The 13,560-nt window shown below is 57.8% G+C and carries 10 protein-coding genes; 9 read left to right on the top strand and 1 reads right to left on the bottom strand.

The window, feature by feature from the left end:
* The first annotated feature begins 13 nt into the window (after window positions 1–13).
* The 9 genes from NC979_RS19805 (at window position 14) to NC979_RS19845 (ending at window position 12,513) form a co-directional block, all read left to right on the top strand.
* On the top strand, window positions 14–2,653 hold the full coding sequence (locus tag NC979_RS19805) for a U32 family peptidase (RefSeq protein ID WP_190516850.1): 2,640 nt from the start codon (window positions 14–16) through the stop codon (window positions 2,651–2,653).
* Between the two features lie 169 nt (window positions 2,654–2,822).
* Window positions 2,823–3,455 carry a hypothetical protein gene (locus tag NC979_RS19810; RefSeq protein WP_190516852.1) on the top strand — a complete coding sequence of 211 codons (633 nt, stop codon included), beginning with the start codon at window positions 2,823–2,825 and terminating at the stop codon, window positions 3,453–3,455.
* A complete protein-coding gene (locus NC979_RS19815; RefSeq protein ID WP_190516854.1) occupies window positions 3,448–5,028 on the top strand; it encodes an ArnT family glycosyltransferase in 1,581 nt (526 codons plus the stop codon). The genes NC979_RS19810 and NC979_RS19815 overlap by 8 nt, the downstream gene beginning before the upstream one ends.
* Before the next feature lie 225 nt (window positions 5,029–5,253).
* Window positions 5,254–5,724: a ribosome maturation factor RimP gene (gene rimP, locus NC979_RS19820; protein ID WP_190516857.1), complete on the top strand. Its 471-nt coding sequence runs from the start codon at window positions 5,254–5,256 to the stop codon at window positions 5,722–5,724.
* A gap of 81 nt (window positions 5,725–5,805) precedes the next feature.
* Window positions 5,806–7,302, top strand: coding sequence for a transcription termination factor NusA (nusA, locus tag NC979_RS19825; RefSeq protein ID WP_190516859.1), 1,497 nt, complete (start codon window positions 5,806–5,808; stop codon window positions 7,300–7,302).
* A 19-nt stretch (window positions 7,303–7,321) separates the two neighbouring features.
* On the top strand, window positions 7,322–7,621 hold the full coding sequence (locus tag NC979_RS19830) for a YlxR family protein (protein WP_190516861.1): 300 nt from the start codon (window positions 7,322–7,324) through the stop codon (window positions 7,619–7,621).
* 358 nt (window positions 7,622–7,979) lie between these two features.
* On the top strand, window positions 7,980–11,024 hold the full coding sequence (gene infB / locus NC979_RS19835) for a translation initiation factor IF-2 (RefSeq protein WP_431191095.1): 3,045 nt from the start codon (window positions 7,980–7,982) through the stop codon (window positions 11,022–11,024).
* Between the two features lie 62 nt (window positions 11,025–11,086).
* On the top strand, window positions 11,087–12,106 hold the full coding sequence (locus tag NC979_RS19840; protein WP_190516865.1) for a low-complexity tail membrane protein: 1,020 nt from the start codon (window positions 11,087–11,089) through the stop codon (window positions 12,104–12,106).
* 206 nt (window positions 12,107–12,312) lie between these two features.
* Window positions 12,313–12,513, top strand: coding sequence for a hypothetical protein (locus NC979_RS19845; protein ID WP_190516868.1), 201 nt, complete (start codon window positions 12,313–12,315; stop codon window positions 12,511–12,513).
* A 10-nt stretch (window positions 12,514–12,523) separates the two neighbouring features.
* Here the strand turns inward: NC979_RS19845 and NC979_RS19850 are convergent, their stop codons facing one another.
* Window positions 12,524–13,552 (bottom strand): NAD-dependent epimerase, encoded by a 1,029-nt coding sequence (locus NC979_RS19850; RefSeq protein WP_199308724.1) that lies wholly within the window; start codon window positions 13,550–13,552, stop codon window positions 12,524–12,526.
* Window positions 13,553–13,560 lie beyond the last annotated feature (8 nt).

Here is a 13,560-nt window from a genome sequence, read left to right on the forward strand (position 1 = left end):
CGAGCCTAAACCCATGCCTGCCCTCGACCCAGCTGCCAGTCTTAATGCTCCCATCACATCGCCTATGCTGCCAGAGCTGCTAGCCCCAGCAGGCAACTGGGACTGTGCCAAAGCAGCGGTCGAAAACGGGGCCGATGCCATTTACTTTGGCCTCGATCGCTTCAACGCCCGCATGCGAGCCGAGAACTTTACAGAAGCCGATCTACCTGAGCTAATGGCCTTTCTCCATCGGCGCGGTGTGAAGGGCTACGTCACGCTCAATACTTTGGTATTTCCCTCAGAGCTAGCAGAGGCCGCGCAGTACCTCAAAACGATGATTGCAGCTGGTGTCGATGCTGCAATCGTTCAAGATATCGGGGTGTGTCGGCTAATTCGCCATCTTTCGCCTGATTTTCCCATCCACGGCTCGACGCAGATGACGGTGACCAGTACCGTTGGGGTCGAGTTTGCCCGCGATCTGGGCTGTCAGCTGGTGGTGCTGGCGCGGGAGTGCTCGATTAAAGACCTCACCAAAATTCAGGCTCAGATGGGCGATCGCAACATCGCCCTACCCCTAGAGGTCTTCGTCCACGGGGCGCTATGTGTGGCCTACTCGGGCCAGTGCCTCACCAGCGAAGCTCTGGGTGGCAGGTCGGCCAACCGGGGCGAGTGTGCCCAAGCCTGCCGCATGCCCTACGAGTTAATTGCTGATGGGGAACGGGTGGATTTGGGCGATCGCGCCTACCTGCTCAGCCCCCAAGACCTCTCCGGTCTATCTGTTCTCCCTGAACTGGTAAAAACCGGCGTCAGCTGCCTGAAGATTGAGGGGCGGTTGAAGTCGCCGGAGTACGTCGCCAACGTGACGCGGGTGTATCGGCAGGCACTAGATCAGCTGGTGGCAAGAGAACGTGAGTCTGGGAATCAGTTGATGGCGGAGTCTGAGGCCGCGGCTCTAACCCACGCTACAGAATCATCCACCCATCCACCCATCCACCCGCCCACCCATCCACCCACTCAAGCCCGCTACCAGCTCGAAATGGCCTTCTCCCGCGGCCTCTACACCGGCTGGTTCGAGGGCATCGACAACCAAACCCTCGTCCACGCCCGCTTTGGCAAAAAGCGCGGGGTATATCTAGGCGACATCACCCGCGTCACCAACGATGCTGTGTTTCTGAAAGCTCAGGCTCCGATCAAGGCGGGGGATGGGGTAGTGTTTGACGATGGCCACCCCGCCGAAAAGGAGCAGGGAGGGCGCGTTTATCAGGTGGATGATGTCGGTCAAGAAACTCGGCTAGCGTTTGGCCGAGACGCGCTCAATCTGCGCCGTATTCACCCCGGCGACAAGCTTTGGAAAACCAGCGACCCAGCCCTAGATAAAGAACTTCAGCAGACCTACAGCGGCGATCGCCCCAAATTCACGCGGCCCATCACCATTGAGGTGCATGGCGTGGTGGGGCAAGAAATGGTGGCGATCGCCCGCGACAGCCAAGGCCATATTGCTCAGGCGGCCTCCACTATGGCCTTAGTAGAAGCCCATTCAAAGCCGCTGACGGGCGATCGCCTGGAGCAGCAGTTGGGCCGCCTGGGCAACACCCCGTTCCATCTCAAATCCTTGAGCAATCATCTCCAGGGGAATGTGATGATCCCCGTCAGCGAGCTGAATCGGCTGCGGCGAGAGCTGGTAGAAGGGTTAGAGGAGCTGCGCTTACGCCCTAACCCTTGGCACCTCAACTTCAACGCCTCTCTATCCAATCTGACCCCAAACTCTGGCCTAGATTCACCAGACCGTGGTTCCTCTCCATCAACTCACCCCCATCTCTCTATCCTTGTCCGCACCCGTGCTCAGCTTGCTGCCGCTACCGAGGCAGGCATCAAGACCATCTACTGTGAGTTCGAAAACCCTGCCACCTACCGTGACGCCGTGGGGTGGTTCCAAGTCAACCGAGCCCATGCCGAACAGACCATCTGGGTTGCCCCACCTCGCATCACCAAGCCGCTAGAAACCTATATTCTCGACCAGGTAAAGCGGTCTGAAGCTGACGGCTACCTGGTGCGCAACTACGACCACCTGGCCTATTTCGCCGATCAGCGCTGTGTGGGGGATTTTTCGCTGAACGTGGCTAACGCTTTAACAGCCGACTATCTGCTGAACCGTTACGGGCTAGAGCGAGTGACGGCCTCCTACGATCTGAACGCCGACCAGCTGGTAGAGCTGCTGGAGTCAGCCCCGTCTCAATGGTTCGAGATTACCCTGCACCAGCACATGCCCATGTTTCACATGGAGCACTGCGTCTTCTGCGCCTTTCTGTCTGATGGCAAAGACTTTCGCGACTGCGGCCGTCCTTGCGAGAGTCAGCAGGTCAAGCTGCGTGACCGAGTTGGCACCGAGCACCCTCTGCTAGCCGATGCGGGCTGCCGCAATACGGTGTTCAACGGTGTTGCCCAAACCGGGGCCGAATACGCCCAGCGGCTAATGCAGGCCGGAGCACAGCACTTTCGGCTGGAATTTTTAGATGAAAGCCCGGAGCAGGTGGAGCGCGCGATCGCCCAATATCGCCAGCTTTTAGCCGGAGAGATCAGCGGTAGCCAGCTCTGGCGTACCCTCCATCTGCAGAGCAAGCTCGGGGTTACCCGTGGCCCCTTAGACTCTAAACACAGCTCAGCCCGAGGCTAGTGGCCAGGGTTAATACAACAGAAAGTCGATGTCCTGCTTGTGAGGTTCTTCGCGGCTATTGAGGATCAGCTACTAGAGGTATGCGTTCGAGTAGCCCGCCATTGCGACCGCCCAGTTTGGATAAAATGCAGGGCATACTGACCCTAACTCGTAGTTCTCTGTAGTCAGCATGGCGATTAAACCTATTCAGTACGAAACGCTGCTCTCGGTCTGTACCGACCACGAGGGGGCCTTGGAGTTGCTCAAGCACCATCGGCCTTACCTCGAGGCTGTGCCCAGCATGCGACGGCCTGATGAGAGTGTCATTACGCTGCCGCTGCCGAACGTGCGCGTCCGTGACGGGGTGCACCTCAATCCCCACAGCCAGAGCATTGCACCTGGATCCGTAGTGACGCTGCCCTGCGATGTCGCCCTGCTGATGTGCGATCCCGAGTGGAAGATTAAAACTGGGGTTGAAATTTTTGTCTACATTCACCGCCCCCAAGAAGACTTTTCAGACTTGCTGATGCGGTGGCGGCACACACAGATTTTGGTCGATCGCGGCTACGAGTGGCTGCTGCCCCAGCGCTATGAGCACCTGCTTAGCGACGGCACCGATAAGACCCTTCCCCTGTTTGTGGTGTTTCCTGAAACGCCGGGGCACATTCTTCAAGGCCTGCGGGGAGCCGGTTTGCCTACCGTGCTGCTCTCCTCTGACGCTGAGGCTGATCTGGTTGGGGAAGATCCCAGCACCCTCGACATTGGCGATATTCCCGAGCTAAATGACATCGACACCAGCGCCCTAGAATCCCCCGATGAGTAAGCGCTGGGCTTTCTTTCAGTCTCCGGTGTGGGCTTGGGGACGCTGGTTTTTGCTGGGGTTTTTGGCCCTGCGGGTGGTGTTTTGGCTGACAGCCTTCCCTAACCCCGACGAAGCTTACTACTGGTTGTGGGGGCAACGACCGAGCTTTTCGTACTACGACCACCCGCCCTTTCACGCTTGGGTGCAGGGGGTGTTTGCCGCAGGGCTAGGGCGCTCTGCGGTTGTTCTGCGCCTGCCTAACCTAGTCAGCAGCGGGGTGTTAGGATTCACGGTCTACCACATCTGTCGCTACCTCTATGGCGACCAAGCCAGAGATCGCACTTGGCTGGTCATCCTGCTGGGGCTGTCGTCGCCCTTGTTTTTTTGGTACTTAGGGCTGGCCTGGCACGACCACTGGCTGGTGACTTTCGCGGTGGTTAGCAGCTTTCTATTTGTCCGCTACGTGGATAGCGTGGTTGAGAAACCCAGCCAAGGCAGCGGGCGGGATCTCTACGGTGCCGCTATTTTTCTTGGCCTGGCCGGGCTGTGTAAGTACAACGCGGTGTTTGTGGGGCTGGGGTTTGTAGCGATGATTTTGGCGGATAGGCGACGCTGGTCGGTGCTGCGCGATCGCCGTCTCTACCTGGCTCTGGGCCTACTCTTGCTGGTGCTCTCGCCGATTTTGCTGTGGAATGTTCAGCACGACTTCTTTTCGTTTCGGTTTTACCGCGATCGCACTACCGGAAGTGGCTTTAACCTCAACCTGCTTCAGCCCGTGGTGTTTTTGGCCCTATGTGGGCTCATCCTCGGCCCCATTCAGTCCTGGAGCGTTATTCGGCTGCTCCGGCGACGGGGGCAGACGGCAACAGTTCGGGAATCCTGCTATCTAGCCCTGGCGCTGTGGATCTTTGGCCTCTCTACGGCCGCCTTTGCAGCCCTCTCTGCCGTCTCCGTTGCCCTGTTTTATTGGAATATCTTGGCTTACCCGCTGCTGTTCCCGCTGCTCAGCGATCAGTTTTATCGACCCCAGTGGTCAAAGCCAGCGCGGGCGGGGCAGCTGGCGATCGCCCAAGTCTTGGGCCTGTTCGCCGCCGCGGCTCTAGTTGCCTACTATACCGTGATCCCCCTCGGCACGTTCTTTGGTTCAGTGGATCCTGACGGTGCTGCGCTCTTTGGCTGGCCCCAGATTGCCCAAGCCGTAGCGACTCAAGCCGACGATCTCGACGATCCTCTGTTGCTCACCACCGACTACCGCTCGGCCTCGGCCCTGGCCTACGCTCTCAACGACCCTAGCGTACTAGCGATCTCAGGCCGCCTCGATCAGTTTGACTTTTGGTACGATGCCCCCGATCTTGAGGGGCGCGACGCTGTGCTGCTGGGCGAAACCTGGCACCCCATTTGCCCCACTCACCTAGCCATGTTCGATCGCGTCGATCCGCCAGAAACCTTAGAAGTGCGCCGATTTGGTCAGGTGCTGCAAACCTACAAAGTAGTGCGGGGCTACGGCTTTAGAGCCGGGCCAGTAGGCTATCCGCTGAGCCCAGACTACCCCTTGGCCTTCACCGGCAATGGCGAGCAGTGCCTGCCAGAATAGACAGAATTCCTCCCCTTAATCTTGATCCCCGCTTCCGTCAAAAACATTTGGACAAATCCCCTGCAACCCTCTCCCTAGGGCGATCGCGGCCTGCGCTTGTCTCAATGCCGCCACAATCCGCTAGAATGGTGAAGCTCAAACCCCCGGGTTTGGGCTCCTTTAGCAGCAATGTTTTGGGAGGTGGGTCGAGGCCCACTTTTTTATTGGCATTCTTTCGCGGGTTAAATGGTACATCCCCTTATTCCCCAGGTGCTTGAGCTGGTGGCCCCTGTTGCCCAAGAACTAGGGCTAGAGGTGGTTGAGGCGGTTTTTCACACCAACCAGTCTCCTCCAGTGCTACGCATCGACGTGCGCAGTCTAGAAAACGAAGACACTGGCCTGGATGACTGCGAAAGAATGAGCCAGGCCCTCGAAGCTGTACTCGATACCAGCGATATCATTCCCGATGCCTACGTGTTGGAGGTATCAAGTCCAGGCGTCTCTGCTGTCCTCGAAACCGATCGCGATTTTGTGGTGTTTAAGGGGTTTATGGTCGAAGTTGCCCTAACTGAGGCGCACAAGGGCAAAAAACAGTGGGTGGGCCAGCTAGTGCGCCGCGATGATGAGGCCGTGGTGCTCAGCCAAAAAGGAAAATCCTTTTCCCTTCCTCGCAACCTGGTACAGACGGTGGAGTTGAGCGACCAAAGCCCTGACTAAGGGTCACACGTGCTGCATTTAGGTTTTGCGATCGTCACAGATTTGTTGCTTAGAAGAATTATTGTCCAGAGGTGAGTGGTTATGTCGTTAGTAAGTCTGCCCAATCTGCAGGAAATGATTGATGTCATTAGCCGCGAGCGCAACCTGCCCAAGCACGCGGTTGAAAATGCCCTGCGAGAGGCCCTGCTCAAAGGCTACGAGCGCTACCGCCGCACCCGCGAAATCGACACCCACTTCGACGAAGAATACTTCGATAACTTTGACATTGAGCTAGATGTTGACGACTACGACGACCAAGGCTTCCGGGTGCTAGCCACCAAAACCATTGTTGACGAAGTCACTAGCCAAGACCACGAAATCGCTCTGTCAGAAGTGCGCGAAGTTGCCCCTGAAGCCCAAGCCGGTGACACCGTGGTGCTTGATGTCACCCCCGACCAGCGCGACTTTGGTCGTATGGCCGCCATTCAAACCAAGCAGGTGCTGGCCCAAAAGCTGCGCGACCAGCAGCGCAAGCTGGTACAAGAGGAATTCCAAGACCTCGAAGGCAGCATTCTCTCGGCGCGGGTGCTGCGGTTTGAGCGCCAGTCGGTGATTATGGCGGTCGTCAGCGGCGTGGGCCAGCCCGAGGTTGAGGCCGAGCTACTCAAGCGCGATCAACTCCCCAACGACAACTACCGGGCCAACGCCACCTTCCGCGTAGCCCTCAAAAAAGTCTCCGAAGGTTCTCACCGTGGCCCGCAGCTGCTAGTGTCGCGGGCCGACGCGGCGCTGGTAGTCGAGCTATTTACCAACGAAGTGCCCGAAATTGAGGACGAAATCGTCCGCATCGTGGCCGTCGCACGGGAGGCTAACCCCCCATCGCGCTCCGTTGGTCCCCGCACCAAGATCGCTGTAGACACTCTTGAGCGAGATGTGGATCCTGTGGGTGCCTGCATTGGTGCTCGGGGATCGCGCATTCAGGTGGTGGTCAACGAGCTGCGGGGCGAAAAAATTGACGTCATTCGCTGGTCACCTGACCCGGCCACGTATATTTCCAACGCGTTAAGCCCCGCCCGTGTGGACGAGGTGCGCCTGGTCAACCCCGACGATCGCCAGGCTCACGTGCTGGTGCCCGAAGACCAGCTCAGTTTGGCGATCGGTAAAGAGGGCCAAAACGTTCGCTTGGCGGCTCGTCTCACCGGTTGGAAGATCGACATCAAAGACTCGGGCAAGTATGACTATGATGAGGAAGACCGCAAGATTGCCGAAATAGCGGCGGCTCGCGAGGAAGCCGCCCGCGAAGCCGCAGAGCTGGCAGCGGAGGAAGCTGAGGCAGCAGAATGGAAGGCTAAGGCGGCGGCAGAGCGAGCGGCGGCTGAGGCTAGAGCAGCGGGCCTAGAGGTTGATGAAGCACCCTCTGAGGAGGATGAACTGGAGACTGCACCCTCCGATGCTGAGTATGACGCTGACTTCCCAGAGTCTGCTGAAGAGCCTACGGCTGAGGCGGCTGAACTAGCCACCGACTTTGAAGAAGAGGAGGCTCTAGAGGAAGAATCTCTGGCAGACGAAAACCCAGCGGCGATCGCAGAGGAAGAGTAAGTTTTGGAGAAAGCTTCCCATGCAACCCAACTATCGACGCTGTATCAGCTGTCGGCAGGTCGCCCCCAAAGCTGATTTTTGGCGGGTGGTGCGGGTTTATCCCGACCGATCGGTGCGTCTCGGCGATGGAATGGGGCGATCGGCCTACCTCTGCCCCCAGGCCGACTGCCTGCGCCAGGCTCAGAAAAAAAGTCGGCTGGGGCGGGCTTTAAAAGTTAACGTACCAGAGGAAGTCTACCAAAGCCTGTGGAGCCGACTAGAGGGCAAAACGGCTAATTCCGTTGCTGGCCAACAATCTCTGCCCGGCCGGCAGGCCTAAGTAGAGAGTGTTAAGGAAAAAATGTGCCGTCAGGAGGCTTAACCAAAAATTTTTGCAACTGAATCGTCTCTATACGCGATCCCTCTGAGATTCTGTTCATTGGGGAAGCAACTGATTACACTCATAGTATGGGTATCTGACTGGCCCCCCTAGGGCGTCAGTAAACTTGCTTGAGGTCCCATGTCCACCTAGCCTTGGTTTACAATGCCATGTTAGGGCTAACGTATTCGTCAGAATGGTTTGATGTCGTTTTGTTGGACGAAGCAGGTTGGTTTATGTAAGTAACAAGCTTGACTAGCGTAGGGAGATGTGGATGAACGGCAAAGTGAGAATTTACGAGTTATCGAAGGAATTGGATTTGGATAACAAAGACATCTTGGCGATCGCAAGTCGCCTCGACATTGCCGTGAAGAGTCACAGCAGCACCATCGCAGAGTCAGAAGCTGAGCAAATTCGCTCAGCGGCTCTTCAGTCTCGCGCCAGCGGCGGTGCCAATCGGCCCAATGCTGCGCCAGATCGCTCTGCCAGTCGGCCTCGACCAGCGGCCCCGGTCAAAAATGGTGCTCGACCCGAACGCAAGCAGCAGATTTTAGAAATTCGTCGCCATCGGGTTACCCCCAGGGCTGACACTGAGGCAGGCGCTCCCACTCCCAGCGCTGCCTCCCCTAGCACTCCTGCCCCCAGCGCCAGTCGACCAACGCGTCCTGATAGTCTCTCTCAGCCCCCCAGCCGTCCTGGGGAAGCTCCTAGAGTCGATGAGGTTAAACCTAAGCCGCCAGTATCTCTTAATCGCCCTGGGTCTAACGCTCCTGCTCCTGCTGAGACTCCTGTCGAAGAGGTTGAGGCGGTTGCGGTCGAGCCCGCTGTAGAGGCCGCTCCACTGCCGGTCAAGCCAAGACCAGAGCTAGTTGGGCCTGTGTCTCGGGTTCGTACCGAAAGTGACGATCGCCAGGTGATTGTGCCAGAGGGCGCTCGTCCGCCCCGCCCTGTCATTCGCCGCCCCGAGAGCCGTGGCCCCGAGAGCCGCAGCTCAGAAGGTCGTTCGGCTGACGGCCCTAGCGCACCGCGTCCCACCATTCCTATCCGCGAAATTGATGCGGGCGAAGATGTTACTCGTCTGAAGCCCAAGCCCAAGCTGCGGCGACCCAACGCTGATGCTGAAACGGCCAGAGCCGAAACGGCCGCTCGCACCGAAACGCCTCCCGGCAATGATTCCATCTCTGTACTTGGGGTCGGTGGCCTTGACGATCAGCCGCGTCGCCCTTCACCGCCTCGCCATAAGCGCGAAGAGCGCGAAGACGAGGACGACGATCAAAAGATGCGCGAAAAAGCCAGCAAGGTCGGCAAGACCAAGCGGCGGGGCCAAGGCGTGCTGGGCGAAGACGATGAAGATCTCGACGTGCTGGTCGATGAGCTTGACGAAGACGAAGAACAGGCCACCGATGCCCAAAATCTGAGCATCTCGCTAGCGCGCCCACCTAAGCCCAAGAGTGCCGGTAGTGGCAAGCCGTCGTCACCGACGATGAAGAGCCACAAGCCTCAGCATCGCGACAGTAGTAGCGGCGGTGGTCGCTCCCGTCGTGGTCGCCGGGGTGAGTCTCAGCCCACCCAGGAGCGCCCCGAGTTTATCGTGCTCTCCGAAGGGCTAACCGTCCATGAGCTGGCCGAGCAAATTATGGTGCCCGAGACAGAGCTGATCAAGTCTCTGTTCTTTAAGGGCATCGCTGCCAACATCAACCAAACCCTTGATATCGAAACCGCCAAGATGGTGGCCGAGGAATTCGAGGTCATGGTTGAAACCAGCGAAGTGGAGTCAGAGGCCAAAAAGGTCACTGAAATGATCGACGAAGCCGACTTTGAGAGCCTCAAGCGGCGGCCTCCGGTGGTTACCATCATGGGTCACGTTGACCACGGTAAAACTACGCTGCTCGACTCCATCCGCAAGACCAAGGTGGCCCAAGGTGAGGCTGGCGGCATCACTCAGCACATCGGTGCTTACCACGTCGATGTCGACCACGCGGGTACTTCCCATCAGATTGTGTTCCTAGACACCCCTGGCCACGAGGCGTTTACCGCCATGCGAGCGCGGGGTACCCGAGTGACTGACATTGCCATTCTGGTGGTGGCGGCCGATGACGGCGTGCGGCCCCAGACCATTGAGGCCATTAGCCACGCCAAGGCTGCCGAGGTGCCGCTGATTGTGGCCATCAACAAGGTTGATAAAGAGACTGCCAACCCCGATCGCGTCAAGCAAGAGCTGATGGAGCACGGGCTAGTGCCTGAGGAATGGGGTGGCGACACCATTATGGTGCCGGTTAGCGCCCTGTCGGGTGAAAATCTCGACAGCTTGCTGGAGATGATTGTGCTGGTTGCTGAGATCGAAGATCTCCAAGCCAACCCTGATCGTCTGGCTCGCGGTACCGTGATTGAGGCAAATCTTGATAAGGCGCGCGGCCCGGTTGCTACCTTACTGATTCAGAACGGTACGCTGCGGGTGGGCGACTCCCTGGTGGCTGGCCCAATCTTGGGCAAGGTCAAGGCCATGCTTGACGATCGCCTGAAGCGAGTCAAAGTCGCTGGCCCCTCCTTTGCGGTTGAGGTGCTGGGTCTCAACGATGTCCCCGCTGCTGGGGACGAATTTGAGGTCTACTCCGACGAGAAAACCGCTAGAGCCGTGGCCGACAAGCGCATGCTTGAGCAGCGTCAGTCGCGCCTACAGCAGTCGATGGCCTCTCGTCGCGTTACCCTCAACACCATCTCTGCCCAGGTTCAGGAGGGCGATCTCAAGGATCTCAACCTACTGCTCAAGGCCGACGTGCAGGGCTCTATCGAAGCTATTCTGGCGGCGCTCCAGCAGCTACCGCAGAACGAGGTGCAGATTCGAGTGTTGCTGGCTGCTCCTGGTGAAATCAGCGAGACTGACGTCGACCTGGCAGCTGCCAGTGGCGCGGTGATTGTTGGCTTCAACACCACCCTGGCTCCTGGGGCGCGGCAGTCTGCCGATCGCCTGGGTGTAGACGTGCGCGACTACGAGGTGATTTACAACCTCCTCGACGACATCCAAGGTGCTATGGAAGGTCTACTCGATCCCGAAATGGTCGAGGAGCCTCTGGGTCAGGTGGAAGTGCGGGCGGTGTTCCCCGTGCGCAAGGGTGCGGTTGCCGGTTGTTACGTGCTTTCGGGCAAGGTCACTCGCAACTGCAACCTCCGAGTGGTGCGCAGTGGCGAGGTTGTCTACACAGGCAAGCTCGACTCCCTCAAGCGCATGAAAGAAGATGCCAAAGATGTGGCCTCTGGGTTCGAGTGCGGCATCGGCATCGACAACTTCAGCGACTGGAAAGAAGGCGACATTATCGATGCCTTCAAGATGGTCACGAAGCGTCGCACCCTGGCGATGGCCTAGGCAAGGGCAGGGTCCTTCTACGAGGGACCCTGCGAGACGGCAGTGTAGAAACGGAGTTGACAATGGCACCCTGGCGCTGCGATCCGTATCTGTGGGTACACCTAGCCGGATTGGCGACGGTACCGCTGTGGATTGATTTGTGCTTACTTGGGCTGGCGGTGGGTAACCCGGTTCTGCCTGGGCTAGAGCTGGGTGTCATTGTTGCGTTAGGCGTGCTGCCGGTGCTGGTGATGCAGTTGCGGCAGCCTTTTTACATCTTTAGTTTGCTAGGGCTGGCGCTGAAGCCGGCTGCATTGCAGGATGATCAGCGTCGTCTGCTGAGTCAATTTCGGCGGTGGCGAGTGCGTTTGGGAGCACTGCTGGTGCCGGTGCCTCTGGTCTGGGGGTTGCTAAAGCTTTATCCTCTAGCATTTCTGGCCCGTGACCTGACGCCCTTCAGCGATTGGGGACGACTAGGAGGTGTGGCGATCGCCGTCCTCAGCTTCTTTATGGCCAACCTTTTCTTGCAGATACCCATAGCCGTACTTCAGGTGTTGGCTACGCCAGATCGGGTGATGACCAAGGTTGCCCCTTATCCTATTGAGAACGTGGCTGCTGACTTCACTTGGATTGGGCTGACGGTCGGCAAGATTTTGCCCGACTTAATCAATCGGCCGAGGCCCGAGTCTGCTACTGCAGCCATGGTGGAAACTTTTGAGCCTCCTCAGGTTGTGCCTGTTGGGGTCTTAGACGAGCCTGAGGGTGGTGTTGCTGAAGCGATAGTTGAAACCGAAGTTCCTTTAGAGCATGCGCTTGAAGCAGGTGCAACTGACGACTTAGCGGCTCACATCCGTGCATCAGATTTGTCAGTCTCCTCAGATTTGGCAGCCTCCTCAAAAGCGATCGCAGGCGCTGTTGACCCTGAAAATCCCAAAGACTCCGTTGCGGCAGATTCCTTCGTAGATAGTGATGCTACGAGTGGCTACAAGCCTTTGCGCCACCCAGAAGTTGAGGAATCTAGCGACGACACGGCCCACCTAGACGATGCCGCCTATCCACAGTCCTTGCCTGCGATCGTCGATGTCTACCCCAATTCTCGCTAGGGCTCTAGCGCACCGACTATAGATTTTGCCAATTTTTAGTACTGAGTACTGTGGTCCTTGGCACAATCGCCGCTGGGTGATTACGCTATCTTGTAAGTAGTCCTCTAGTGACTAGAGTTTTTGCTGACTCGCAGACTGAGCGAGTGGCCCTGAGGGGTAGAAAAACCCGAGATCTCGACAGTTATCCGCACTTTTTAGAGGCAGCTATGGCCGTAACTCGCTCCGTAAACTCCTTGCAGCTTTCTGAACACGCCCGCATTTGGTTCAGCCTCAAGTCTGCGATCGCCAGCAGCTCCGGTTTCAAAAGCTGGAAGGGTGAGCTGCCCGCCGCTGAGGCTGAAGCCGCTCCGCTCGATCAGCTGGTGCGTCGCTACCTACGCGAAACCTTAGAAACCCTGGCTTACTAGACCCTGCAAGCTACTGGACCTTGTAGTACTGCTTATACCAATCCACAAACCGCTGGATACCTACTTCAATGGGGGTACTGGGGGCAAATCCTACGTCGGCCATGAGATCGCTGACGTCGGCATAGGTGGCGGGCACATCTCCAGGCTGCATGCCGCACAAAACAGTTTGGGCTTTCTTCCCGAGGGCCGATTCGATTACCTGAATAAAGCGCAGCAGCTCCACTGGCTGGTGGTTGCCAATGTTGTAAATCTTGTAGGGAGCCTGGCTGTCGCTATTGGGGTCTGTGCTAGAGACAGGAATATGTGTCATGACCCGCACGACTCCCTCCACTACGTCGTCAATGTAGGTAAAGTCGCGCTTCATCTGGCCCTGGTTAAATACCTGGATAGGGCGATCGCCCAAGATTGCTTCTACAAACTTGAAGTAGGCCATATCGGGCCGTCCCCAAGGGCCATAGACTGTAAAAAAACGCAGCCCTGTGGTGGGAATTTGATACAGGTTGCTGTAGGCGTGGGCCATCAGCTCGTTGGCCTTTTTGGTGGCGGCGTAGAGTGACACCGGGTGGTCAACGCGATCGTCCACCGAAAACGGTACCTTGCGATTGGCCCCATACACCGAGCTGGATGACGCAAACACCAGGTGCTCAACCCCTATCATGCGGCAGCCCTCCAGCAGGTTGAGAAACCCCGACAGGTTGCTGTCGGAGTAGGCAAAGGGGTTTTCTAGCGAGTAGCGCACCCCCGCCTGGGCCGCCAGGTGAATGACGTACTGAAACTGGTGGTTGCGAAATAGCGCCAGCATTCCCGCGCGATCGAACAGATCGAGCTGTTCGAAGGTGAAGCCATCGTGGGGTGCGAGCTGGGCGAGGCGATCGCGCTTCAAACCCACGTCGTAGTAGTCGTTGAGGTTATCGATGCCGTAGACCTGCTGGCCGCTGTCTAACAGCCGCCGGGCCACAAACGAGCCCACAAATCCTGCTACTCCAGTAACCAGTACAGCGATGACCGTAGCCTCCTGGGGCCAGAAATTTTGATCCAAACCAACGC

This window comes from Leptolyngbya subtilissima AS-A7 (assembly GCF_039962255.1).
GTDB lineage: Bacteria > Cyanobacteriota > Cyanobacteriia > Phormidesmidales > Phormidesmidaceae > Nodosilinea.

Coding starts and splice junctions, on each gene's coding strand:
- NC979_RS19805 (WP_190516850.1), top strand. CDS start 14: ATGCCTGCCCTCGACCCAGCTGCCAGTCTTAATGCTCCCATCACATCG.
- NC979_RS19810 (WP_190516852.1), top strand. CDS start 2,823: ATGGCGATTAAACCTATTCAGTACGAAACGCTGCTCTCGGTCTGTACC.
- NC979_RS19815 (WP_190516854.1), top strand. CDS start 3,448: ATGAGTAAGCGCTGGGCTTTCTTTCAGTCTCCGGTGTGGGCTTGGGGA.
- rimP (WP_190516857.1), top strand. CDS start 5,254: ATGGTACATCCCCTTATTCCCCAGGTGCTTGAGCTGGTGGCCCCTGTT.
- nusA (WP_190516859.1), top strand. CDS start 5,806: ATGTCGTTAGTAAGTCTGCCCAATCTGCAGGAAATGATTGATGTCATT.
- NC979_RS19830 (WP_190516861.1), top strand. CDS start 7,322: ATGCAACCCAACTATCGACGCTGTATCAGCTGTCGGCAGGTCGCCCCC.
- NC979_RS19840 (WP_190516865.1), top strand. CDS start 11,087: ATGGCACCCTGGCGCTGCGATCCGTATCTGTGGGTACACCTAGCCGGA.
- NC979_RS19845 (WP_190516868.1), top strand. CDS start 12,313: ATGGCCGTAACTCGCTCCGTAAACTCCTTGCAGCTTTCTGAACACGCC.